26 protein-coding genes are annotated in these 21,851 nt (G+C 55.6%); 17 read left to right on the top strand and 9 right to left on the bottom strand.

Annotated elements, in window-relative coordinates:
* The first annotated feature begins 167 nt into the window (after nt 1-167).
* The 7 genes from GOV89_RS00210 (at nt 168) to GOV89_RS00180 (ending at nt 5,962) form a co-directional block, all read left to right on the top strand.
* Nucleotides 168-563 (top strand): hypothetical protein, encoded by a 396-nt coding sequence (locus GOV89_RS00210; RefSeq protein WP_171237168.1) that lies wholly within the window; start codon nt 168-170, stop codon nt 561-563.
* A 154-nt stretch (nt 564-717) separates the two neighbouring features.
* Nucleotides 718-1,098 (top strand): hypothetical protein, encoded by a 381-nt coding sequence (locus GOV89_RS00205; protein WP_171177388.1) that lies wholly within the window; start codon nt 718-720, stop codon nt 1,096-1,098.
* A gap of 179 nt (nt 1,099-1,277) precedes the next feature.
* Nucleotides 1,278-3,236 (top strand): threonine--tRNA ligase, encoded by a 1,959-nt coding sequence (gene thrS / locus GOV89_RS00200; protein WP_171237167.1) that lies wholly within the window; start codon nt 1,278-1,280, stop codon nt 3,234-3,236.
* Nucleotides 3,237-3,457: 221 nt separating this feature from the next.
* Complete coding sequence (locus GOV89_RS00195) at nt 3,458-3,760, top strand: DUF2282 domain-containing protein (RefSeq protein ID WP_171177392.1); 303 nt, start codon at nt 3,458-3,460, stop codon at nt 3,758-3,760.
* Nucleotides 3,761-3,831: 71 nt separating this feature from the next.
* Nucleotides 3,832-4,689, top strand: coding sequence for a DUF692 family multinuclear iron-containing protein (locus GOV89_RS00190; protein ID WP_171237166.1), 858 nt, complete (start codon nt 3,832-3,834; stop codon nt 4,687-4,689).
* Nucleotides 4,686-5,447, top strand: a complete 762-nt coding sequence (locus GOV89_RS00185; RefSeq protein ID WP_171237165.1) for a DNA-binding domain-containing protein — start codon at nt 4,686-4,688, stop codon at nt 5,445-5,447. The genes GOV89_RS00190 and GOV89_RS00185 overlap by 4 nt, the downstream gene beginning before the upstream one ends.
* Nucleotides 5,444-5,962 (top strand): DoxX family protein, encoded by a 519-nt coding sequence (locus tag GOV89_RS00180; RefSeq protein WP_171177405.1) that lies wholly within the window; start codon nt 5,444-5,446, stop codon nt 5,960-5,962. Before GOV89_RS00185 ends, GOV89_RS00180 begins: the two co-directional genes overlap by 4 nt.
* A gap of 1 nt (nt 5,963) precedes the next feature.
* Here the strand turns inward: GOV89_RS00180 and GOV89_RS00175 are convergent, their stop codons facing one another.
* Nucleotides 5,964-6,332, bottom strand: a complete 369-nt coding sequence (locus GOV89_RS00175; protein ID WP_171237164.1) for a hypothetical protein — start codon at nt 6,330-6,332, stop codon at nt 5,964-5,966.
* A 41-nt stretch (nt 6,333-6,373) separates the two neighbouring features.
* On the bottom strand, nt 6,374-6,691 hold the full coding sequence (locus GOV89_RS00170; protein ID WP_171177409.1) for an ArsC/Spx/MgsR family protein: 318 nt from the start codon (nt 6,689-6,691) through the stop codon (nt 6,374-6,376).
* A gap of 214 nt (nt 6,692-6,905) precedes the next feature.
* On the opposite strand from GOV89_RS00170, the gene GOV89_RS00165 reads away from it, so the two are divergent.
* Nucleotides 6,906-7,112: a cold-shock protein gene (locus GOV89_RS00165; protein WP_008758035.1), complete on the top strand. Its 207-nt coding sequence runs from the start codon at nt 6,906-6,908 to the stop codon at nt 7,110-7,112.
* 450 nt (nt 7,113-7,562) lie between these two features.
* Here the strand turns inward: GOV89_RS00165 and thyX are convergent, their stop codons facing one another.
* Nucleotides 7,563-8,471 carry an FAD-dependent thymidylate synthase gene (thyX, locus tag GOV89_RS00160; protein WP_171177413.1) on the bottom strand — a complete coding sequence of 303 codons (909 nt, stop codon included), beginning with the start codon at nt 8,469-8,471 and terminating at the stop codon, nt 7,563-7,565.
* Between the two features lie 176 nt (nt 8,472-8,647).
* On the opposite strand from thyX, the gene GOV89_RS00155 reads away from it, so the two are divergent.
* From GOV89_RS00155 to GOV89_RS00145, 3 genes are read left to right on the top strand one after another with little or no spacing between them, the layout of a single operon-like run.
* On the top strand, nt 8,648-9,076 hold the full coding sequence (locus GOV89_RS00155; protein ID WP_171177416.1) for a VOC family protein: 429 nt from the start codon (nt 8,648-8,650) through the stop codon (nt 9,074-9,076).
* Nucleotides 9,073-9,774, top strand: a complete 702-nt coding sequence (locus GOV89_RS00150) for a DUF1194 domain-containing protein (RefSeq protein ID WP_171237163.1) — start codon at nt 9,073-9,075, stop codon at nt 9,772-9,774. Before GOV89_RS00155 ends, GOV89_RS00150 begins: the two co-directional genes overlap by 4 nt.
* A complete protein-coding gene (locus GOV89_RS00145) occupies nt 9,771-10,490 on the top strand; it encodes a DUF1194 domain-containing protein (protein WP_171237162.1) in 720 nt (239 codons plus the stop codon). The genes GOV89_RS00150 and GOV89_RS00145 overlap by 4 nt, the downstream gene beginning before the upstream one ends.
* On the opposite strand, the gene GOV89_RS00140 is transcribed toward GOV89_RS00145, so the two are convergent.
* The 3 genes from GOV89_RS00140 to GOV89_RS00130 all read right to left on the bottom strand — a co-directional run bounded on the left by GOV89_RS00140 (nt 10,484) and on the right by GOV89_RS00130 (nt 11,706).
* Complete coding sequence (locus tag GOV89_RS00140) at nt 10,484-10,981, bottom strand: MarR family winged helix-turn-helix transcriptional regulator (RefSeq protein WP_171237161.1); 498 nt, start codon at nt 10,979-10,981, stop codon at nt 10,484-10,486. The two genes, GOV89_RS00145 and GOV89_RS00140, sit on opposite strands and share 7 nt — an antisense overlap.
* 78 nt (nt 10,982-11,059) lie before the next feature.
* A complete protein-coding gene (locus GOV89_RS00135; RefSeq protein ID WP_171236801.1) occupies nt 11,060-11,317 on the bottom strand; it encodes a succinate dehydrogenase assembly factor 2 in 258 nt (85 codons plus the stop codon).
* Nucleotides 11,314-11,706, bottom strand: a complete 393-nt coding sequence (locus GOV89_RS00130) for a helix-turn-helix transcriptional regulator (RefSeq protein WP_171177427.1) — start codon at nt 11,704-11,706, stop codon at nt 11,314-11,316. Before GOV89_RS00130 ends, GOV89_RS00135 begins: the two co-directional genes overlap by 4 nt.
* Nucleotides 11,707-11,798: 92 nt before the next feature.
* On the opposite strand from GOV89_RS00130, the gene GOV89_RS00125 reads away from it, so the two are divergent.
* Together GOV89_RS00125 and GOV89_RS00120 are read left to right on the top strand one after the other, a co-directional pair.
* Nucleotides 11,799-13,001 carry a pyridoxal phosphate-dependent aminotransferase gene (locus tag GOV89_RS00125; RefSeq protein ID WP_171177429.1) on the top strand — a complete coding sequence of 401 codons (1,203 nt, stop codon included), beginning with the start codon at nt 11,799-11,801 and terminating at the stop codon, nt 12,999-13,001.
* Nucleotides 13,002-13,003: 2 nt separating this feature from the next.
* Nucleotides 13,004-13,405: a hypothetical protein gene (locus GOV89_RS00120; RefSeq protein WP_171177431.1), complete on the top strand. Its 402-nt coding sequence runs from the start codon at nt 13,004-13,006 to the stop codon at nt 13,403-13,405.
* On the opposite strand, the gene GOV89_RS00115 is transcribed toward GOV89_RS00120, so the two are convergent.
* A complete protein-coding gene (locus GOV89_RS00115) occupies nt 13,402-14,772 on the bottom strand; it encodes an MATE family efflux transporter (protein ID WP_171237160.1) in 1,371 nt (456 codons plus the stop codon). The genes GOV89_RS00120 and GOV89_RS00115 overlap by 4 nt on opposite strands.
* A 107-nt stretch (nt 14,773-14,879) precedes the next feature.
* On the bottom strand, nt 14,880-15,803 hold the full coding sequence (gene ppk2 / locus GOV89_RS00110) for a polyphosphate kinase 2 (RefSeq protein WP_171237159.1): 924 nt from the start codon (nt 15,801-15,803) through the stop codon (nt 14,880-14,882).
* A 122-nt stretch (nt 15,804-15,925) separates the two neighbouring features.
* Here ppk2 and GOV89_RS00105 point away from each other — a divergent pair, with 122 nt between their 5' ends.
* Entirely contained in the window at nt 15,926-16,804 is an 879-nt protein-coding gene (locus GOV89_RS00105) for an alpha/beta fold hydrolase (protein WP_171237158.1), read from the top strand.
* Nucleotides 16,805-16,817: 13 nt separating this feature from the next.
* On the opposite strand, the gene GOV89_RS00100 is transcribed toward GOV89_RS00105, so the two are convergent.
* Nucleotides 16,818-17,426, bottom strand: coding sequence for a carboxymuconolactone decarboxylase family protein (locus GOV89_RS00100; protein WP_171237157.1), 609 nt, complete (start codon nt 17,424-17,426; stop codon nt 16,818-16,820).
* 461 nt (nt 17,427-17,887) lie between these two features.
* Here GOV89_RS00100 and GOV89_RS00095 point away from each other — a divergent pair, with 461 nt between their 5' ends.
* From GOV89_RS00095 to GOV89_RS00085, 3 genes are all read left to right on the top strand, one after another.
* Nucleotides 17,888-18,736 carry a peptidase S41 gene (locus tag GOV89_RS00095; RefSeq protein WP_254451480.1) on the top strand — a complete coding sequence of 283 codons (849 nt, stop codon included), beginning with the start codon at nt 17,888-17,890 and terminating at the stop codon, nt 18,734-18,736.
* A 178-nt stretch (nt 18,737-18,914) separates the two neighbouring features.
* Nucleotides 18,915-20,873, top strand: coding sequence for a DNA topoisomerase IV subunit B (gene parE, locus GOV89_RS00090; RefSeq protein ID WP_171237155.1), 1,959 nt, complete (start codon nt 18,915-18,917; stop codon nt 20,871-20,873).
* A 9-nt stretch (nt 20,874-20,882) separates the two neighbouring features.
* Entirely contained in the window at nt 20,883-21,656 is a 774-nt protein-coding gene (locus GOV89_RS00085; protein ID WP_171237154.1) for a hypothetical protein, read from the top strand.
* Nucleotides 21,657-21,851 lie beyond the last annotated feature (195 nt).

Genomic DNA, 21,851 nt, shown 5'->3' with positions numbered 1-21,851 from the left:
GTATCCCTAGGACATTTGAGAGAGAGACATAAATGCGGGCACCTGTACGACCTTGCCTGGCGCGTCTATCGAATGCGCAAATGATCGTAATTTGGCATCCATTATGCTATGTAAAATAGACACTTATCACTTGGCGCCTTCACTTTCTGAGAACAGAGGAGTCCACTGTGCCAACACCTCTTTTTAAGCCCGGTCATTCTGGCAATCCCGGCGGGCGACCCAAGCTGGACCCCGAGACAAGAAAGTTGATCCAGTCGAACGGCGAGATCGCTGTGAAACGCATGAACGATCTTTTGTCGATGGATGAGCTCTTCAATCGCATAGATGGGAACGGCGAATTTGTATCGGGAAAACTCTCTGGCAAAGAACAAATCGCTTTGTTGGCCTTAGCTCAGGACCGAGCCTTCGGACGCGCTGATGGCGTAAGCATCACACACACCCACAGCGGAACTGTAGGCATGAGCGTCAATCCAACACAGCGGCTCAAAGACATCAGCGACCGCCTTCCAGAGAGATTGGCTCAACAGAAGGTGATTGAGTCAAGACTGGATGACGACGAATAGTCTCCAACCATCACGTAGCTACTGCCGGGTTTAGAGGTTTGGGTTTGTGCCTACAGGCCATGCGCCCGCGCACGTAAGCCGCCTCGAGTTGACGACCCTATGTCGTATTTGATAGAAAAGCCGCCCTTTTCCAAAAAATTAGGAGGACCTGCAGATGTGGGTAGCATTCTCGACGCCCGAGGGTTCGGGCTTTTTCTCTGCCGTTGCAAAGGATGAGTACGGCAAAACCAGCGGGCCGAACATCGGTTCTCGCGTCTGTCTGCGGTTCCGCCGCGCTCAGGACGCCGAACTTCTGCGCGATTATGGTATGGACGGCGAGGTGATCGAAACACCGAGCGGCGACTATCGTTTCCGGGCGTTCATTCCACGCAACCACCTCGTGACCGTGCTGATGAACTTGGGCGACCGAATGGCCTACCCCAATTTCAAGGACAGCATTCCCGAGGACGATGTGGCGTTCGAGGGCGCATGCCACAAGGCGTGGGGGGTGTTCGGCGACTTACAGGATGGCGGGCCATACGGTGCAGGACAGTGATTGCACCGCTCTGACAATCGCTATATGAGACGCCTCGTGACTTTATCGTCGCCAAAAGCCACAAAACAGTGACGAGTGACACCGAGACGTCATAAAAAATTACTGTTTTCAAAATCTTAAATGGCGATACCCGCAACCGGGCGTTCAGTGGGCGCCAAACCGACGAGGAGAGCCGAACCATGGCCTTGGATTCAAAATCCGTCTCACTCACCTTCCCCGATGGCAATGCACGATCTTATGACGCAGGCATTACGCCCGCGCAGGTGGCAGCCGATATCTCGACCTCGCTGGCCAAAAAGGCTATCTCGGCCACCGTTGACGGCCACCACTGGGACCTGCAATGGCCCATCGAAGCCGACGCGCAGATCGCAATCCACACCATGAAGGATGAAGATCAGGCCAATGAGCTGATCCGCCACGATCTGGCCCATATCATGGCGCGCGCCGTTCAGGAAATCTGGCCTGCCACCAAGGTCACCATCGGCCCAGTCATCGAAAACGGCTGGTATTATGACTTTGACCGGGCCGAACCGTTCACGCCCGAAGATCTCGGCCTGATCGAGAAAAAGATGAAAGAGATCATCAACAAGCGCGACCCCGTGACCACCGAGGTTTGGGACCGTGACCGCGCGATCGAATTCTATAAGGCCAACAACGAACCCTATAAGGTCGAATTGATCGAATCCATCCCGGGCGACGAACCGCTGCGCATGTACTGGCATGGTCACTGGCAGGATCTCTGCCGAGGTCCACACCTGCAGCACACCGGTCAGGTGCCGGGCGACGCCTTCAAGCTGATGTCCATCGCTGGTGCCTATTGGCGTGGTGACAGTGACCGCGCGATGTTGCAACGCATCTATGGCGTGGCCTTCACCGGCAAGGAAAAGCTAAAAGCCCACCTGCACATGTTGGAAGAGGCTGCCAAACGCGACCACCGCAAGCTTGGTCGTGAAATGGACCTGTTCCACATGCAGGAAGAGGCCCCCGGGCAGATCTTCTGGCATCCCAACGGTTGGACCATCTACACGCAATTGCAGGACTACATGCGCCGCCAGCAACGCAAGGGCGGCTATGTCGAGGTCAACACCCCTCAGGTCGTTGACCGCAAACTATGGGAAGCCTCGGGTCACTGGGACAAATATCAGGAAAACATGTTCATCGTCGAAGTGGACGAAGAACATGCGCGGGAAAAGGCGATAAATGCCCTGAAACCGATGAACTGTCCGTGCCACGTGCAGATTTTCAATCAGGGTTTGAAATCCTATCGTGACCTGCCTCTGCGGATGGCAGAATTCGGATCATGCAACCGTTATGAGCCCTCGGGCGCCTTGCACGGTATCATGCGCGTGCGCGGCTTTACGCAGGATGATGGTCACATCTTCTGCACCGAAGATCAGATTGAATCCGAAACTGCCGAGTTCATTCGTTTCTTGTCCGGGATTTATAAAGACCTCGGATTCGAAAACTTCTCGGTCAAATTCTCGGATCGACCGGAAAAACGCTCTGGGTCGGATGAGGTGTGGGACAAGGCCGAAGCTGCTTTGCTCAGCGCAACACGTGCCGCAGGGATCGAACCTGAACTCAACCCCGGAGAAGGGGCGTTTTACGGTCCGAAGCTCGAATTTGTTCTGACCGACGCAATCGGCCGGGATTGGCAATGCGGGACGCATCAGGTGGACTTTGTTCTGCCCGAACGTCTGGACGCCACCTATATCGGAGCGGACGGCGGCAAACATCGCCCTGTGATGCTGCACCGGGCAACATTGGGTTCATTCGAACGCTTCATCGGCATTCTGATCGAAGAACACGCCGGCAAGCTGCCCTTCTGGCTGGCGCCGCGTCAGGTCGTGGTCGCCTCGATCACTTCCGAGGCCGACGCCTATGTTGCCGAAGTTGTTGAAACCCTGCGCGCTGCAGGTGTGCGTGCCGAGGCCGATATTCGCAACGAAAAGATCAACTATAAGGTCCGCGAGCACTCAGTCGGTAAAGTGCCCGTGATTCTGGCCGTTGGTCACCGCGAGGTTGAAGAACGCACTGTCAGCGTCCGGCGTCTGGGTGAAAAACAGACACAGGTTCAACCGCTTGATGTTGTAACAAATGAGCTGTCGCAGGCATCTACCCCCCCGGATCAGCTGTAACATTCAGCGGTATATCTCTGGCAATCCGGCCCTTAAAACGGGGCCGGATTGTAACATTTCACCCTTTCTTCATCAAAAACAATGCATTAGGCTTCAAGAGGGCATGCCGCCCCCTGACGCGCTTGTGAGACACGGGCTCGTGAATTTAACTCTGGCCGACAAGCCACTAGTTTTATCAGTGTCACAAGCAGACATACCCAGTCATCAAGAGGATCACCGAGATGTCGAACACAGCTAAATCCCTGGTTATCGCAACCGCAGTCGCAGCCGCCGTATCGGGTGCTGCAACCACAGCAACCGCACAAGCCAAAGAAAAGTGCTATGGCGTGTCTTTGGCCGGTCAGAACGACTGCGCAGCAGGCCCCGGCACCACATGTGCGGGCACCTCGACCGTTGACTATCAAGGCAACGCATGGACGCTGGTTGACGCTGGTACCTGCGCGGATATCGAACTTCCGGCACAGGCAGACGGCACACCGCGCAAAGGTTCACTGGAAGCCCAGGACCGCGACTTGCCGGCATAAGGTCGACCAAACGGATCAAGGGGGCGGGCCAGTTCGCCCGCCCTTCCCTTTCGTGATCAAGGAACTGACCCATGTTGGATGATGCGCTCCGCTCGAACCGCCTGCCCGCTGCACCGGGCGTGGGGTACAAGCCGCAACACTTCGCTCAGATACTTGACCATGCACAGCCCGTTTCGTGGCTGGAAGTCCATGCCGAAAACTACATGGGCGATGGCGGACGCCCCTTGGCGCAACTGCGCTACCTTTCAGAACACTTTCCGATCTCGGTCCATGGCGTTGGCCTGTCCATCGGTGGCGAAGGCCCATTGGACCCCGAACATCTGGCCCGCCTGAAACATCTGGTCGGCTGGCTGAAGCCGGCCAGTTTTTCCGAACATCTGGCCTGGTCCACCCATGACAGCCACTTTTACAACGACCTCTTGCCGCTTCCCTACACGGACGAGACGCTGACACGGGTCTGCGAGCACATCGATCAGGTGCAGGACACCGTTGGTCAACAGATGCTGCTTGAAAACCCATCCAGCTATCTGGCTTTTGAAGAAAGCACTTGGTCCGAGCCCGATTTCCTGCGCGAGATTGCCCAACGCACTGGTTGCGGCCTGTTGCTGGACGTGAACAACGTCTTTGTCGCTGCCACTAATCTGGACTTCTCGCCGCAAGGTTACATCGACGCCTATCCGCTTGAGAAAGTGGGCGAAATCCATCTGGGCGGCCATGACGAAGACGAAGACGACCACGGCCATCCGCTTTTGATCGACAGTCATGGGCGCGAGGTCGTTGATCCGGTCTGGGCCTTGCTAGACTACGTCCTTGAACAATCCGGTCCCAAGCCGCTGCTGGTCGAATGGGACACCGATGTTCCCGACTGGCCGGTTTTGCGCGAGGAAGCGGTTCGCGCTCAGGCCGCACTGGACAAGGTACCGGCATGAGCGTGTCCCAGTCCGAGTTTCGCGCCGCCATGATGGATGCGTCCGCGCCGGTTCCAGATGGGTTGTTAGACGCTGAGGCGCAACCGGCGGGCCGCAGGTTTAGTGTGTACCGCAACAACGTCGCGGTTTCCCTGACCGAAGCAATGCATCAGGCCTTCCCCGTTATCACCAAGCTGTTGGGCCCGCAGAACATGGACGGATTGGCCGGGATATTCCTGCGCCAACATCCCCCGTCATCTCCGCTCATGATGTTCTATGGCGAGGCATTTCCTGGTTTTCTGGCCGGAATGCAGCAGCTTGCCCATCTTGGATACTTGCCCGACATTGCCCGGTTGGAATTGGCCTTGCGCCGGTCCTACCACGCGGCAGACAGTCAACCTGCACCCGCAGATGCATTGGCAGTTGATCCTGAACAGGTGATGCAGGCGCGATTGCAATTTGCCCCAGCCATGCACGTGATCCGATCGGACTGGCCGATTCATTCGATCTGGCGTTTCAACTCCGAAGCCGACGCGCCAAAACCTCAGGCGCGCGCCGAGGACGTACTGATCACGCGCCCTGAATACGATCCTGAGCCTCATTTGCTGCCGTCAGGCGGGGCCGACTGGATTGGCCATATGCAAAACGGGGACACAATCGGTGCAGCGTTCGAAAAAGCCGCTGCCGAGGCACCCGAGTTTGACCTGGGAACCACTCTGGCACTGCTTTTGCAGGGCGGTGCTGTAACTTCCGTGACTATCGAAAGGCCGAAGACATGACTGCCCTGATCTCACTTCACAACTCTGCTCTTGAGAAGGTGGACAATGCGTCCAACTGGCTGACTCCGACACTTGCGCGGCTGGTCTTCATTGCAGTTCTGTTGGTTTACTACTGGAACTCAGCCATGCTGAAGATCGACGGTTCGATCTTTTCGCCATCCAGCGGAGCCTTCGGCCAGATTTTCCCCAAGGCTGCGGAAGCGGTGCTGTGGGATGTTTCGCAGATGACATTCTTCCAGCGTATCGTCATTTTCTTCGGAACAGTCGCTGAATTTGTTCTGCCTGCCCTGCTGCTGGTTGGGCTTTTCACACGCCTTGCCGCGTTGGGAATGATTGGATTCATATGGGTGCAAACCCTGGTTGACGTCACCGGCCACGGCGTGAAACTGGGCAGCCTGTTCGACGCGGCTCCCTCTATCATGGATCAGCGCACACTGTGGACCTTCCTGATGCTGGTCATTGTGATCAACGGCGCAGGACCGCTTTCGCTGGACCGCCTCCTGCGCCTGAAATGATCTAGAAATGTGCTTTGGGCTGGTCCGGTTTTCCTGCCGCCAGCCCAAGGAAGCCCGCAACGCTGGCGAATGCGATCGGGAACATGGTGAAGACACCAAACCCAAACGCATAGTACATAGCACCGGCTGAAATCAGCAGCAAAACCCCACCAATCAGAGCTCGCGCAGGCGCCATTGCCCCTCCGGCAATCGCCAGCAAGGGCGCGATAATCGAAAGGGCCTGGATCAGTCCAGGGTTATCGACCTGGCTTAAAACCCCATCAATCTCGCCAACATGGTCGACGACAACCACTTTGGCATACCCGAAAAAACCGACGATCATACCGATCAGCCCGGCAATAACGCCCAAAATCATTGCGGCATTGCGCATTGAAAATCCTCACTTCTGATCTTGGGCAAATAAGCACCCATTTAGGAAATGCCAAGCTGGGTGCGGGTTTCAGCGGTCCAGCCCAACAGAAGCTTACCGTCCTTCTCGATCAACGGGCGCTTCATCAACGTCGGGTGTTCTTTTAGCAGCTCCATCGGTGCTTTTTCGCGCTGGCTCTGGTCCAAACCGCGCCAAGTGGTTGACCTGGTATTGAGCAGAGCATTGCCGAACTCGACAAAAGCTTGCGACAGCACAGAGCCCGGAACACCATCCTGCCGGACATCAACAAGCTCTGCATCTGGCAACGATTTCAGAGCCTTACGACACGTGTCGCAAGTCTTTAACCCATAAAGCTTCATCTTTTTGATACTCCCGCTCGTGCTTCGATTTTAGGCAATCACGCCCGTTTTTGGCAGTTATTCTTGATTTTTTACTTCACCGTGCAATGTTGAAAAAGGTGAAACATGTAAATTGGACTGTTCTGCAAACGCGAAACAGTTGGGTTTACGATGACGCCAACCACAGCCCCCACCAATTTGTGGGACAATGCGTAAGTAGAAGGAGACACGGGACATGCCAACCGGCACCGTGAAATGGTTCAATACCACGAAAGGCTATGGGTTTATTGCCCCTGATGAGGGGGGCAAGGATGTGTTTGTTCATATCTCGGCCGTAGAACGGTCCGGCCTCACCGGACTCGCAGACAATCAAAAAGTCTCATACGAGTTGCAGGACGGACGCGACGGCCGCCAAATGGCAGCTGATTTGAAGCCGTTGTAACGCCACCCGCCTCGCGCGGAGTGAAAAATTTCAGGATGACGGCCAATTTCCGGCCGTCACCCGCCCCCCACCGGAATTGTTCCATTACCCTCGCGCGGGCTTTGACCTGTCGTGAGAAAACCAGTTGTCGCCCATGGCAACGATGCAGGACGTGCCGGTCGCATAGGTCACTACCATCGTCCAATCGCCGCGCTGGTTTGACCAAACTTCCATGATTTGTTCAGGTCCACGAACGCCAGTGGCCACGCGCTTGGACGCAAATTGGCCTTTTAATTTCTGGTGCAACCGGGGCGTCGGCTCACAGAGAATTTCAGCGATAGGAGACTGAGACTGCGCTGGCAAAGCTAGGCCAAAGACCAAACAAAAAGCAGTTTTAAAAACATGGGTCATGGAACCAACGTAACGATTCCATGACACAATGTATAGACAAGTGCTATGCGTTAATGCGCATTACTTACGAATGATCGCTTCGAACTCGCGCCATTCACGGGCAGTCATGCCAGAGTTTTCTTGCGTGACCGTCTCGCCAGCCAACATGTTCCGAAGGCTCTCCACCATCTGCGCGGAAAGGTTGACTGCGCCCAACCGGTAATCCTCGAACGCTTTGTAAGCAAACGGCACCCAGTCGGCGACGATCTTGCACATCGCATCCGCATATACGCGGATTTCGTATTGCGCATGAGGGTCCGCACGCAGACGCAGGAAATGGAACAGATTGTGCAAGTCGACCTTCCAATACCACTGTGTGTAGATATTCGCAGGAAGGTTCATCCGGGCCAGTTCACGCGCCAGACCCTGTTGCCCATCCTGGCTGATCATGGCCTCGTAATTGTCGTAGCAGCGGGTGCTGTCAGCTTTCAGGATTTCCAGGACACGGGCGGCTTCTTCGCCTTCCAACGCTGATCCGCGACCCTGATTGTTCACCTCAGACTGTGCTGCCACATGTTCGGGTGCGGGGATATAAAACTCGCGATCCAGAATCGAATAACGCGCTGAGTATTCGTTCACATTGGCCGTACGATGCCGAATCCACTGACGCGCCACGAAAACGGGCAGTTTTACATGCAGTTTGACCTCGCACATTTCGAACGGGGTCGAATGCCAGTGCCGCATCAAATACCGGATCAGTCCTTCGTCGTTCTGAACCGATTTGGTGCCTTTGCCGTAAGAAACACGGGCTGCCTGACAGATCGCTGCGTCATCGCCCATATAGTCGATCACGCGGACAAAGCCGTGGTCCAGAACCTGATGAGCGGTGTACAAATGGTCTTCCATTCCCGCTGAAACGACGCGACGTGTTGGATGCGATTGGGCGCGTTGCGCTTCGATCTCGGCCTGGTGGTCGGCGGACAGCGGCATGAAATCTTCCTTTCTGGCAATGAGTCGCCTTCTACTATATCTCGCTAATCGCAGCATCGGAACCGCGATATATGCCGCAACCTGCGCAATTTTTGATTTCGGTCGCAGGGCGCTCTCGACACATCAAACCAGTGCGCTAAGTTGCTGGCAAAACTAATCGAAAAAGGATGGCCGCAATGGCGCTGACATATCTGCACACTATGGTCCGGGTGAAGGATCTGGAAAAATCCATAGCGTTTTATGAGCTTTTGGGTCTCAAGGAAACGCGTCGGTATGACAGCGAAGCGGGGCGGTTCTCATTGATTTTCATGGCCCCTCCCGGCCAGGAAGACGCTCCGATTGAGCTGACGTACAACTGGGATGGCGATGATGACCTGCCCAGCGACAGCCGTCATTTTGGACACTTGGCTTATGGTGTCGATAACATCTACGAAGTGTGCCAGCATTTGCAGAACAATGGCGTGACCATCAATCGCCCTCCTCGCGATGGGCGCATGGCGTTTGTCCGTTCACCTGACAACATCTCGGTTGAGTTGCTGCAAAATGGCGACGCGCTTGAGCCGGCCGAGCCCTGGGCCAGCATGGAGAGCACTGGCCACTGGTGATCAGGTGGGTCATAACACTGGGGCTGGCCCTTGTGACCAGCCCAATCCAGGCCGAGCAGTGCCGTTTGGCACTGGCCCTGGCGATGGACATTTCAGTTTCGGTAGACGACGCTGAAGACATTTTGCAGCGACAGGGACTGGCTGCGGCACTTCTGGCACCTGAAGTGCAAGAAGCTTTCTTCTCATCTCCTCTACCTGTTGCATTGGCCGTCTATGAATGGAGCGGGCAAAGTACCCAGCACGTTATCCTCGACTGGCACTTGATCGAAAATCACAGAGATCTTGCGGCTGCGGCGACCCGGATAAGTCAGTCGATCCGGTCCAATGAAGGCTTGGCAACGGCCATGGGGCACGCTTTGCGGTTCGGGGCAGAACTATTCCAAAGCGCGCCTCCCTGTCTATTTCACACCATAGATCTGTCAGGAGACGGGTCCAACAATGACGGCTATGGACCCCAAATCGCGTATCAACGGTTCTTTGACCATGACATCGTCGTCAATGGCCTGGTGATAAACGCCGCTGATTTCGAAGGGGAACTTTTTCTCATCCCTTTTTTCGAAAACAACGTCCTGCATGGCCCGGGCGCCTTTCTGGAAGTCGCACAAGGCTTTGAAGACTTCGAACGCGCGATGCGTAAAAAACTGGAGCGGGAACTGAGCGGGCTGCAAATTGGTTCAGTACAGGTCGACGACCAATGACGGCGCGCCTGCTGGTCATTCTGTTTTGCCTGTTTTCAGAGCCCGCCCTTGCACAATGCCGGCATGCCTTGGCTTTGGGTCTGGATGTTTCGGCATCTGTCGATAGCGGTGAATACAGGTTGCAGGTCGAAGGTTTGGCTGCTGCTCTGCGCGATCCCGAAGTAAGCCAACTGATGCTGGCGAACGGTTCAACATCCATGCGGTTGGCGATTTTTGAATGGACGGAACCAGGGCATGAGAGGATGCTACTGAACTGGACCGAAATTCAAACCGCTGCCGATCTGAATGCAATCAGCCAGCGCCTTTTCCAAACCTCGCGAAAGGCGACGGCCCAAGGGACGGCAGTGGGCGCTGCTATGGTGTTTGGGGTGGACCTGCTGAACCAGCAAAGAACATGCTGGCGGCGCACCCTGGATTTATCCGGTGACGGCAAACACAACCTCGGACCTCATCCGCGAGATGTGCGAACAGCCTTGCGCGACAGCGGTGTTACGATCAACGGGCTAGTTATTGGTGCGGATGATCCAAGTTCAGGAGACAGGCGCTATGTGCAAGTTGGAGAACTTTCGGCATATTACAATGCGTGGGTTATATCCGGTCCAAACGCATTCGTTGAAGTCGCCCTGGGGTTTGAGGCCTACGCAGAGGCCATGACCCGCAAACTGATCCGAGAACTAGACAGTCTCGTTCTGTCCGAAGCCCGCCCTCATCAGTAGATATATCTGATTTGATCGGTCCAGTACCGCTCGACGCGGCGTAGCGATGTCGTGATGTCTTCAATCCCTTCCAGTTCCAACACCCCCCTGCCCTGAAGACCTTCGGCTTGGCGCGCAAACAGATCGGAAACGATATCGCGGATTTCCCTGCCACGCGGCGTCAGGCGCACGCGCACGGATCGGCGGTCGATCTCACACCGTTGGTGGTGCATGTATCCCATCTCAACCAGTTTCTTGAGGTTGTAGCTGACATTGCTGCCTTGATAGTAGTCGCGGCTTTTCAATTCACCCGCCGTGACCTCATGATCACCAATGTTGAACAGCAGCAGCGCCTGTACAGCGTTGATTTCCAACACGCCGACGCGCTCAAACTCATCCTTGATGACGTCCAACAGCAACCTGTGCAACCGTTCCACAAGGGCCAGCGCCTCAAGATAGCTGGTCATAAAGCCCTTGGTTCCCGGTCCGGAGACCTGCATTTCCATACTCATCCGACCCTCCGATTCAGTCGTGCTGTTTGGGACACGATGAATGGAAAGTCCGAAAATTCAGTTAAGTTGGAATGTCCCTTACTTCTGAAAAGTTTGCGCGATGTTCGACACAAGATCTGCGAACTTTTGAGGCGGCGGCACCTGCCCTGTCACCCATTGATAAAGATCCTGATCGTTTTCATGAAGCAGCGCGTCAAAGACATCCAACCCAGCGTCGTCCATGTCGGCGAGATTGCGATCTGCATAGGCCGACAGGATAATATCCATTTCCTTGATTCCACGCCGCATCGAGCGCATTTTCATACGTTTGATCCGCACCTCCCGGGGTTCGCTCAATGCTTCTGCTCCAACATCAGGCGCATTTTCTTCTCAAGCCGCGCCGCACGCTCGGCGCAGGCGCGCATTTCCCCGCGAATGGCGCGCAACTCAGCGACTGCGGTAGACAACTCCATGCCGCCTTCACCTTCTTCGACCGGAGCATCCATGCCTTCGCCTTCACCGGTCAGAAGCCACATGATCGACACGTTGACCATCCCGGCCATCATCGACAAGCGGTTCGCCCGAGGCTCGGACAGATCGTTTTCCCAATCGGAAACAGTTGCCTTTTTTACCCCAAGTCGACGCGCCAATTGCACCTGTGTCATGCCCGCAGCTTCGCGCGCCCCTGCCAGGCGATCCCCAAATGTCGCAGAATCCGGACCATACCAGTCGTTTTCATCAGTCACTTGGGTCTCCAATTCAGAGTTTCTATACAACTTGAACGTCTTTCAGGCGCACCCTATGACAGTCGGGTTGAACATACAAACCGAGGCCGACTATGAGTTTCCTTTCTGCGACACTGTCACGCGTCAAACCATCGCCCACCATCGCCATGACGGCAAAAGCAGCCGAATTGAAGGCCGCCGGGCGAGACGTTATCGGCCTCAGCGCGGGTGAGCCAGATTTCGACACGCCACAGAACATAAAAGACGCAGCCGTTGCGGCCATCGCAGCAGGAAAGACCAAGTACACCGCACCCGACGGTATCCCCGAGCTGAAACAGGCAGCTTGCGCCAAGATGAAGCGTGATCATGGGCTGGACTATGCGCCTGCGCAAATCTCGGTAGGCACCGGTGGCAAGCAGACGCTGTACAACGCTCTGATGGCCACGATGAATGAGGGTGATGAGGTCGTAATCCCCGCCCCTTACTGGGTCAGCTATCCAGATATGGTCTTGCTGGCGGGTGGTACGCCGGTGATTGCGGAAACGTCGCTGCAAACCAATTTCAAACTGACTGCCGATCAGCTTGAAGCAGCGATCACGCCAAAAACCAAATGGTTTATCTTTAACTCTCCATCGAACCCCACCGGTGCGGGCTATAGCCGTGAAGAGCTGAAAGAGCTGACAGATGTTTTGATGCGCCATCCCCATGTCTGGATCATGTCGGACGATATGTATGAGCACCTTGCTTATGACGGGTTTGAATTCTGCACCCCCGCCGAAGTGGAGCCCCGCCTGTATGACCGGACGCTCACCTGCAACGGGGTTTCCAAAGCGTATGCGATGACGGGTTGGCGCATCGGCTATGCCGCAGGTCCGGTCGAGATCATCGCGGCGATGCGCAAAATCCAGTCTCAATCCACGTCGAACCCCTGTACGGTCAGCCAATGGGCAGCGGTTGAGGCGTTGAACGGCACGCAGGAATTTCTGGCCCCAAATAACGAGATGTTTAAACGCCGCCGCGATCTTGTCGTGCGGATGCTGAACGAGATCGACGGCATCACCTGCCCGACGCCGGAGGGTGCGTTTTATGTTTATCCCTCAATCGCCGGGCTGATTGGTAAAACAACTCCTGCCGGAACGGTCATCGACACGGACGAAGCTTTTGCTACTGCCCTGTTGGAAGAGGCAGATGTTGCCATTGTCTTCGGCGCTGCCTTTGGTCTTTCGCCAAATTTCCGGGTCAGCTACGCTACGTCCGATGCGGCGCTGACCGAGGCTTGCAGCCGCATTCAGCGTTTCTGTGCTTCCTTGAGGTGACCATGTCTGCCGATCTTCCCGAATATTACTTTCGCATCCGTGAAAACGGGGCTGCAGTGTTTCGGGTCGATACGGAAAATCGCCAACGTCGAATTGAGATGGACCAGATTGCGGTCATCAATATCCGAAATGGCGACGTCAAACCGCAAGGACAGCGAACACTTTCAGACCAGGATCACGCTGAAATCGACCGGTGGATGCAAGAGCGCCGGGCCTTGTTGGCCCAGCGCGATATCGACGACATACACCGCGCCGTGGACTACCTGAACCTGACCACACAATGGGCTCAGTCCAAGGCAACTGACGCGCAATTGGAAGACGTGACTGACAGGTTGCTTATGGCAATGCATGACCTGCGCACCGTCCTGGTTCGTAAAAAGGCAGACCGGCTGAGCAAGGATTAAGCAGGCTCAGCCGCTGCGGGCATTTGACGAACCGAGTGCATCCAGAACCGGGCCATCAACAATACGGCTGCGAAGGCCAGACCGAGCACCAGCCCAAGCCAGACACCGATGCCGTCCATCTGACGGACAAAACCAAAATAGTACGACGCCGGGATTCCAACGACCCAATAGCTGAGCGCTGCCATGACCATGGGAATCTTGGCATCCTGCAACCCGCGCAGCAGGCCCAGCGCAATGACCTGCGCCCCATCGACCAGTTGAAACAAAGCTGCCATCGCCAACAACCCGGTTCCAATGGCCAGGATTTGTCCACGCTGGGGATCATCCGCCTCCATGAACAGGGAAATCAATGGTTCAGCACAGGTCAGAAACAGGATGACTGTGAAAACAGACATAACCAGCGACATGCCCGTCACCGCAATTGCGCCTTTCTCCAGATGCGCCCGATCCCGACGTCCAAGCGCATTTCCGGCCCGGATGGTGGCCGCATTTGACAACCCCAGATGCACCATGAAAGTGGCCGACGCGAGGTTCAGCGCGATTCCATGCGCCGCCAGCGGAACCTGCCCCAACCAACCCATCATCACAGCCGATGTTGCAAACAGCGACACCTCGGCCAACGTGGTCAGGCCAATCGGGACCCCAAGCTTCCATACACTGGCGAACATCTCCCAATCCGGTCGCCAGAAACGCTGAAAAAGGCTGTGTTCCGGCAGTGTTCGAACAACGTAGATGACAACAGCGATTAGCGAAACGACCTGCGTCGCGATTGAGGCGATTGCTGCACCCATCACACCCAATTCCGGTGCGCCCCAATTGCCGAAGATCAGCGCATAGTTGGTCACCGCGTTCACAAATGCCGCCACGACTGTGATCCACAACACAATTTGCGTGCGCTCCAAGGCCGCAAGGTAGGATTTGAGCACCATCACGATAAGGGCCGGAAACAACCCCCAACCAGCTACGCGCAAATACTCGGATGCTGTTTCAGCAACCTGCGGCTCCTGCTTCATGGCGATCAGGATTGGATATGACCACCACAGCAACGGCATGACCACTACCGCGTACAGCAACGACAGCCAAAGCCCCATGCGGGTCGAGCGTCGAATACTGGTTTCGTCCCCTTCCGCCGCAGCAGTGGCAACCATTGGCATGACCGCCCAGCCGAACCCGGCCCCAAACAAAAACAGCACAAAGTAATAGCTGCTGGCCAACGTGACCGCAGCCAGAGCCTCGACGCCGTACCAACCCAGCATGATGGCATCGGTCAAACCGATGGCAAACTGCGCCAGATGGCCACCGACCAGCGGTAAGCCAAGCACGGCAATCGCCCGAAAATGGGCGGGGTATGTCATCACTTTTGTCATTGCACCAGCCATATGCGCGGGCTTGGTGCGGGACAAGAGCGGATCAATAAAATTTCACTATGAGACTATAGCGCCCGCCTCACGATTAAAAACGGGCGCGTTGAGGATTAGCGGGCATCCGGATGCAATGTTGCGCCCAGAATATGCTCGGACCGGTGGATGACGTGGTGGGCTTGTCCAACGATCAATGGATCAGGCTCCCCCACTACGTTCAAGTTCTTGCCTGGGTAATCCAGCGTCGACAGGAAATGACGCATACAATTCAGGCGCGCGCGTTTCTTGTTATTCGACTTGATGATCGTCCATGGCGCGTCTGCGGTGTCTGTATAAAAGAACATCGCCTCTTTCGCCTCGGTATAGTCGTCCCATTTGCTGAGGCTGGCCTTGTCGATCGGCGACAACTTCCACTGCTTCAGAGGATCGGTCTCGCGGCTTTTGAAACGGCGCTGCTGCTCTTCCTGCGTGACCGAGAACCAGTACTTGTACAGCTGAATACCCGAGCGCACCAGCATCCGTTCCAGTTCCGGCGTCTGGCGCATGAATTCCAGATACTCGTTAGGCGAGCAGAATCCCATCACCCGCTCAACACCCGCGCGGTTGTACCAAGACCGGTCATAGAACACAATTTCCCCAACCGTCGGCAGTTCCTGAAGGTAGCGCTGATAGTACCACTGCCCCTTTTCTTCCCAGGTCGGTTTGTTCAAAGCGACCACACGCGCCTGACGCGGATTCAGGTGTTCCATAAACCGTTTGATCGTACCGCCCTTGCCAGCGGCATCGCGGCCTTCGAACAACAAAACAAAACGCTGCCCCGTGTCCTGCGCCCATAGCTGAACCTTCAAAAGCTCCGCCTGCAGCTTTGCCTTCTGCGCCTCATAGGTCGACCGCGCCATCTTGCGGCCATAGGGGTATTTTCCGCTTTCGAACGCCTGCCGGATCTTTTCGGGGCTGGGTTCTGCCGCGTTTGCCGCCTCGACCTCTACGGCTTTGATCTGAGGGGATTTTGCTTCGACCGGAGCAATGGCTTCCATACAACTTATCCTTTTTCTGCTGTCCTGAATGAGGGCTAGCAGAAACGCCGAATATCCGCTTTGATTGGTGTCAAATTGATGCCTCAAAAACCCATAAATTCCTCAGCGGATCAGAGGTTCCGATGCACACATCTTTTGCCAACCTCAATGGCCAGCCATTTTACGTCCGAACTTGGGGCAAACCGGAAGCGCCACCGCTTTTGATGCTGCATGGTTTCCCGGAATTCGGCGGCGCGTGGGCGGATCTCGCCCCTTATCTGGCGGATCGCTTCTACTGCATTGCACCGGACCAACGTGGATATGGCCAAAGCTGGTGCCCTGAAGGGGTGCAGAGCTATGCCCTATCTCAACTGGTGTCCGACATGGCCGCTTTGATTCAGAGCCACGGTGCACCGTTTACCATACTAGGTCATGACTGGGGCGCGTCGGTGGCCTATGGCCTTGCAATGTATCGGCCAGATCTCGTGAGGCAACTTATCATAGCCAACGGCGTGCATCCGGTTCCGTTTCAACGCGCCATGGCCGCAGGCGGTGCGCAATCAGAGGCCTCGCAATACATCAACCAACTGCGGGCGCCCGATGCAGCGCAAAAATTGTCCGAAAACAACTTTGCATTGCTTGAAAGGTTCTTTCGCCACGGCATGGGACTGGATTGGCTGATCGAAAGCCGGATGGCCGAATACCGAGTCGAATGGGCGCGACCAGACCGGCTAGAGGCGATGCTGAACTGGTATCGCGCCTCTCCACTGGTTGTCGCTCAGCCGGGGCTTCCCGCAACAGACCTGCCGGATCTACCCTTTGATCGACTGCACGTCCGATGTCCGCATTTGTTGCTTTGGGGACCGGATGACAAAGCCCTTTTACCCGAGGCAACCGAAGGTTTGGAAACCTTCGCGCCCGACCTGACCCGTGTCACGTTTCCTGGCACTGACCACTGGCTACATCACCAAAAACCGCAGGACGTTGCACAGGCCATTCTGGATTGGGTCCAAACGGCCTGACCTTTCTAGTGTCTTAACGATGCCCCCAATCGTCGGGGTTGTCAGAATTGTTCGGCGACAAACCCAATTCGTCGCCATCGGTTGAACATCCCAACCCCAGAACTGTCCGGTTTGCATAAGAGAAGTACGAACAGACCTGATTGACCTCAAGGATCTCTCCGTCGTCCCATCCGGCCTCGCGCAGGGCGATCACATCCGCCTCGACCATATCCCCCGGCGTTTCGGTCAGTTTACGGGCATAGATCATGGCAGCCAGCTGCGCTGCATCCAGCGGAGCAGCAGCCGGATCGCGCGCCTCAATCGCCGCCCGGATCGCTTCGCCTTTCGCTTCATCGCCAAGTAACCGCTGTAAGCCGGCAAAATGATGTTCCACGCAGTAACCGCAACGGTTCAGAGAGCTCACCCACACGCCCAGGACCTCAAGAAACCATTTCGGGATCTTGTTGCCCGAGTGATGCAGCACTGCTTTGTAGATCGCCATATGGCCTTCCATCGAATGCGGCCGCAGGCTGTGCGCCATCATGATGTTGTCCACATTGTTGTCTGGGCCTGTCACACGGTCGTAGAGTTTGCGCAGCCTGCCCGTGGCCTCAGCGAAGGGGATGGTTTTGATCCAGCTCATTTGGGGTCCTGTTGAAGTGTTTGTTTGATGGCCAGAGACTATGAGCGCTTTGAGCTGGTGGCGAGACGAATTCGGCAAATCACGACGATGAGCCCAATCTGGACATAGATGAGCGTTCATGCGCAGTGTCATTCATGCCTCTGACGCAAGACTTGAAGCTAATTTTGGAAACTGTCCTGCCAACCGATCCCAGCTTTCTGCGGGTCAATGAGGCTGTAATAGACAGCTGCATCAATGACTGCCGGCGATGCGCTTTGGCGGGCTCCATTGACGCTTTTTTGTTGTCCGCGATGCGCCTGTTGGCACTTCCAAACAATGGTCACACACGGCTGATCCCCAATGATGCGATCTCGGTGCTACCACTGAGGTTCGTTTGTGTCGGGCGTTCCGTTCAAGTCAGTGGGACGGCACCAGGAGTAACTGCACCGCGAGGAGAGTTGATAGCAGTCAACGGTGCGGCTTTGAGCCAAATCGAAGCCGCGGCAGAGAAATTTCTGGCGGGGACGTCCCAAAGAAAACAGGTCGTCGGACCGCTTCTTCTGGCTTGGCCATACGCATTGGACCGTTTGGGTTTTTCTGCAAAAGACGCGACGACCGAGTATCGTGTGCAGGACAAAAATGGGCAGATAACCAATCTGAAAATGGCGAACAGAAATACTGTTCCTGCCTCGTCGCTCTACCCCAGAAACGAGCACGGCAAAACTGATCCCGCCTGGGAACCCGAAACCTTCGTAGCGATAAAGGACTGGCAAGGGCTTGGGCTTTCGATTCAGTTGCCAAGTTTCTTTGATCCTAGTGAAACTGCACTTCCTAAAGCCATCTCAGGTGCAGCGGACCGCGTGAGAGCCTGCTCAAACAAAACGCTCTTAATTGACGTTCGCGGAAACACCGGCGGCAATTTTCTTATGGCGATGCCCTTGATCGAGGCGATTTCGCAAAGCGAAATTGAGCAGGTTGTGGTGCTTGTCGATAAATTCACGTTCTCCGCAGCGATCGTGTTTGTAGCCATCCTGAAACATCGTTTGGGACATCGACTCAAACTCATCGGGGAAGAAATGGGCGACGGTTTGACGTTCTTTGCCGAAGGCGGCTTGCTCGATTTACCAACGAGTGGAGCCGTCGTGCGGTATTCGTCAGCCTTTCACGACTGGGAAGGTGGAACGTCTGGCGAAACCACACCGCCCGAAATAGCCCGGCAAATCGTACCCGCAAGAGCACTGAATTTGGACCGGGAATGGGTCGAGGGACCTATTGGTGAGGATGCACAAGGCGCGTTCTATCAACGCGTTCTCAAAAGTATGAGCGATTAGACGAACGGCCGTCAAATCCTGCAGCGCTGTCAAAAGCAAAGCCAGGCGTCGCAAGCACAGCAATGAGTCCGTTTGGTGCCCAGCGCAACCCAATGCTTCCACAACACCTCGCGCCCCTCTTCCCCCGGACCACATCACCTGCCATAATGGGAGAAACTCAAAAACAAGAGCAGCCCATATGCCCGACGATCTGTTGACGCCCGAAGCGACCAATACCTATGACGCCTCCTCGATCGAGGTGCTTGAAGGGCTGGAACCGGTCCGCAAACGCCCCGGCATGTATATCGGCGGCACCGATGAGCGCGCGCTGCATCATATGGTGGCTGAAATCCTCGACAATTCGATGGACGAGGCTGTGGCGGGCCATGCCAACCGGATCGAGGTCGAACTGCACGCGGATTACGCGCTGACCGTGCGCGACAACGGGCGCGGCATTCCGATCGATCCGCACCCCAAGTTCCCTGACAAATCCGCGCTTGAGGTCATCCTGTGCACCCTGCACGCGGGTGGTAAGTTCTCGGGCAAGGCGTATCAGACCTCGGGCGGCCTGCACGGTGTGGGTGCCTCGGTGGTGAACGCGCTGTCGGATTCAATGGTCGTGCAGGTGGCGCGCGACAAGACGCTGTTCGAACAGCGGTTCTCGCGCGGTGTGCCGCTGGGCCCCGTGGAAAAGGTCGGCGCGGCCCCCAACCGGCGCGGCACCATGGTGACCTTCCACGCCGATCCTGACATTTTCGGCCACCACAAGTTCAAACCCGCACGCCTGTTCAAATCCATCCGCTCCAAGGCCTACCTGTTCTCGGGCGTCGAAATCCGCTGGAAATCCGCCATCGACGACGGTGAAACACCGACCGAGGCGACCTTTCACTTCCCCGGCGGCCTTTCGGATTATCTGAAAGAGACGATGAACGGCTCGTCCACCTATGCCGAGCAGCCCTTTGCAGGTACCGTGGATTTCAACGAAAAATTCGGCACGCCCGGCAAGGTCGAGTGGGCGATCAACTGGACGCCCTCGCGCGACGGGTTCATCCAGTCCTACTGTAACACCGTCCCCACGCCCGAAGGCGGCACCCATGTGGCGGGGTTCTGGGCCGCGATCCTAAAGGGGATCAAGGCTTACGGAGAACTGATCAACAACAAGAAGGCCGGTCAGATCACTCGCGATGACTTGATCACCGGCGGCTGCGCGCTGGTATCTTGCTTTATCCGCGAACCGGAATTCGTAGGCCAGACCAAAGACCGTCTGGCCACGGTCGAGGCCCAGCGGCTGGTCGAAAACTCGGTCCGAGACCATTTCGACAACTGGTTGGCCGCCGACACGAAATCCGCCGGCGCGATCCTGGATTTCCTCATCCTGCGAGCTGAGGAACGCCTGCGCCGACGGGCCGAGAAGGAAACACAACGCAAGTCCGCCACTAAGAAACTTCGTCTTCCCGGCAAGTTGGTGGACTGTAGTAGTTCAACACGGGACGGCACGGAATTATTCATCGTCGAGGGCGATTCTGCGGGCGGTTCGGCAAAAATGGGTCGGGACCGAAAAACGCAGGCCCTACTGCCCCTGCGCGGTAAGATTCTGAACGTGCTGGGCGCGGCCAGTTCGAAACTGGGCACCAACGCCGAGATCAACGATCTGACCCAAGCGCTGGGTGTGGGTCTTGGCACCAAATTCAACGTCGACGACCTGCGCTATGACAAGGTCATCATCATGACCGACGCGGATGTGGACGGGGCGCATATCGCCTCGCTGCTGATGACGTTCTTCTTTACCCAGATGCGCCCGATGATCGACGCGGGCCACCTGTACCTCGCCTGCCCGCCTCTGTACCGCCTGACCCAAGGCGCCAAACGCGTTTATTGTCTGGATGAGGCCGAGCGCGACGAGTGGCTTGAGAAAGGTCTCGGCGGCAAGGGCAAGATCGACGTATCGCGTTTCAAAGGTCTGGGCGAGATGGATGCCAAGGACCTGAAAGAGACCACGATGGACCCCAAATCCCGCAAACTGATCCGGGTCACCATCGACGAGGACGAACCCGGCGAGACCGGCGATCTGGTCGAGCGCCTGATGGGTAAGAAGCCCGAACTGCGGTTCCAATATATTCAGGAGAACGCGCGGTTTGTGGAGGAGTTGGATGTTTAGAGGCCTAAGATGAAAATCCTGATTAGTTGCATGGCATGCCAAGCAGCAACAGGAATACCATGTGGGCACAGGGAGTTGGCCTCTGTTACAGCGCCCGGGTTTTATGAAACGACCTGCCCATCCAGTTCTGAAAAAACCTTTCTCATCTTGCAAGGTGAAAAGTTCGAAGTCTTTTTTGAGAAATCGCTTTTAGCTTTGCACAACGAAGCTTACTCGGAAGCGGTAATTTTATCGGTTACAGCAATCGAGCTATTCTTGAACTTTGCTACCAAGGTTATGGCCGCAACGAAAGAAACAACGTTCGAAAGCTTAGAACGGATAGACAAATCAACCAATACAGCCGAACGGAACATTGGTGCCTATCTTCTCGCGTCCGAATTATGGGCTACTCAAAACGCTAGCCATTTGCCGATTGACTTGAAGTTTATAGATAAAGTTAGGAAGACTCGTAACAAATGCGCACACGATGGGTACTTGCCACCACCTGAAAAAGCTCAAAAACACGTCGAAAGTCTAGCAAAGGCTTGCTTGGAGAGCATTTGCATTTTGCGCGAGAAAGCAAGCGGAGCGTTTGATCAAGTATTCTCGCAGAACAACTTACGGCTTGCTAACGACGCGCGCGAGCGGCAAAAACAACTTGGAATTGAAAGCACAAATCCCGCTACAGTTTGCCCACCTTTTAGAGTTGGTTTACTCAATGCTGAGGCAGTATTTGACATTTTCAAAGAAGTTGAGATTGCGTACGAAAACCAACTTTTGTTTACCCGAATTGCATCAAATTAAAACTGGTATTTCGAAACTTGGAAAATGCACTGAACACGCCCAAGTTAAATGTTTGCTAGACAGAAGACACACCAACACCACACGCGCCCTCAAAAAACCAAAATCTACTGCAATTCAAACATCTTCGGTTTACTAATCAAACCAAGACCCGGCTTCCCTGTGACAAGCTGGCTTGGATTTAACGATTAAGGATTT

Origin of the sequence: Ruegeria sp. HKCCA5763, from assembly GCF_013034545.1 — a bacterium.
Lineage (GTDB): Bacteria > Pseudomonadota > Alphaproteobacteria > Rhodobacterales > Rhodobacteraceae > Ruegeria.
Note: the sequence above shows the minus strand (reverse complement) of the source record. Positions and strands in the feature narration are given on the sequence as shown.

Coding starts and splice junctions, on each gene's coding strand:
- GOV89_RS00125 (WP_171177429.1), top strand. CDS start 11,799: ATGAGTTTCCTTTCTGCGACACTGTCACGCGTCAAACCATCGCCCACC.
- GOV89_RS00140 (WP_171237161.1), bottom strand. CDS start 10,981: ATGAGTATGGAAATGCAGGTCTCCGGACCGGGAACCAAGGGCTTTATG.
- GOV89_RS00205 (WP_171177388.1), top strand. CDS start 718: ATGTGGGTAGCATTCTCGACGCCCGAGGGTTCGGGCTTTTTCTCTGCC.
- GOV89_RS00100 (WP_171237157.1), bottom strand. CDS start 17,426: ATGAGCTGGATCAAAACCATCCCCTTCGCTGAGGCCACGGGCAGGCTG.
- GOV89_RS00190 (WP_171237166.1), top strand. CDS start 3,832: ATGTTGGATGATGCGCTCCGCTCGAACCGCCTGCCCGCTGCACCGGGC.
- GOV89_RS00085 (WP_171237154.1), top strand. CDS start 20,883: ATGAAAATCCTGATTAGTTGCATGGCATGCCAAGCAGCAACAGGAATA.
- GOV89_RS00170 (WP_171177409.1), bottom strand. CDS start 6,691: ATGAAGCTTTATGGGTTAAAGACTTGCGACACGTGTCGTAAGGCTCTG.
- GOV89_RS00195 (WP_171177392.1), top strand. CDS start 3,458: ATGTCGAACACAGCTAAATCCCTGGTTATCGCAACCGCAGTCGCAGCC.
- GOV89_RS00120 (WP_171177431.1), top strand. CDS start 13,004: ATGTCTGCCGATCTTCCCGAATATTACTTTCGCATCCGTGAAAACGGG.
- GOV89_RS00155 (WP_171177416.1), top strand. CDS start 8,648: ATGGCGCTGACATATCTGCACACTATGGTCCGGGTGAAGGATCTGGAA.
- parE (WP_171237155.1), top strand. CDS start 18,915: ATGCCCGACGATCTGTTGACGCCCGAAGCGACCAATACCTATGACGCC.
- GOV89_RS00105 (WP_171237158.1), top strand. CDS start 15,926: ATGCACACATCTTTTGCCAACCTCAATGGCCAGCCATTTTACGTCCGA.
- GOV89_RS00180 (WP_171177405.1), top strand. CDS start 5,444: ATGACTGCCCTGATCTCACTTCACAACTCTGCTCTTGAGAAGGTGGAC.
- GOV89_RS00165 (WP_008758035.1), top strand. CDS start 6,906: ATGCCAACCGGCACCGTGAAATGGTTCAATACCACGAAAGGCTATGGG.
- GOV89_RS00115 (WP_171237160.1), bottom strand. CDS start 14,772: ATGACAAAAGTGATGACATACCCCGCCCATTTTCGGGCGATTGCCGTG.
- GOV89_RS00145 (WP_171237162.1), top strand. CDS start 9,771: ATGACGGCGCGCCTGCTGGTCATTCTGTTTTGCCTGTTTTCAGAGCCC.
- GOV89_RS00175 (WP_171237164.1), bottom strand. CDS start 6,332: ATGCGCAATGCCGCAATGATTTTGGGCGTTATTGCCGGGCTGATCGGT.
- thyX (WP_171177413.1), bottom strand. CDS start 8,471: ATGCCGCTGTCCGCCGACCACCAGGCCGAGATCGAAGCGCAACGCGCC.
- thrS (WP_171237167.1), top strand. CDS start 1,278: ATGGCCTTGGATTCAAAATCCGTCTCACTCACCTTCCCCGATGGCAAT.
- GOV89_RS00185 (WP_171237165.1), top strand. CDS start 4,686: ATGAGCGTGTCCCAGTCCGAGTTTCGCGCCGCCATGATGGATGCGTCC.
- ppk2 (WP_171237159.1), bottom strand. CDS start 15,803: ATGGAAGCCATTGCTCCGGTCGAAGCAAAATCCCCTCAGATCAAAGCC.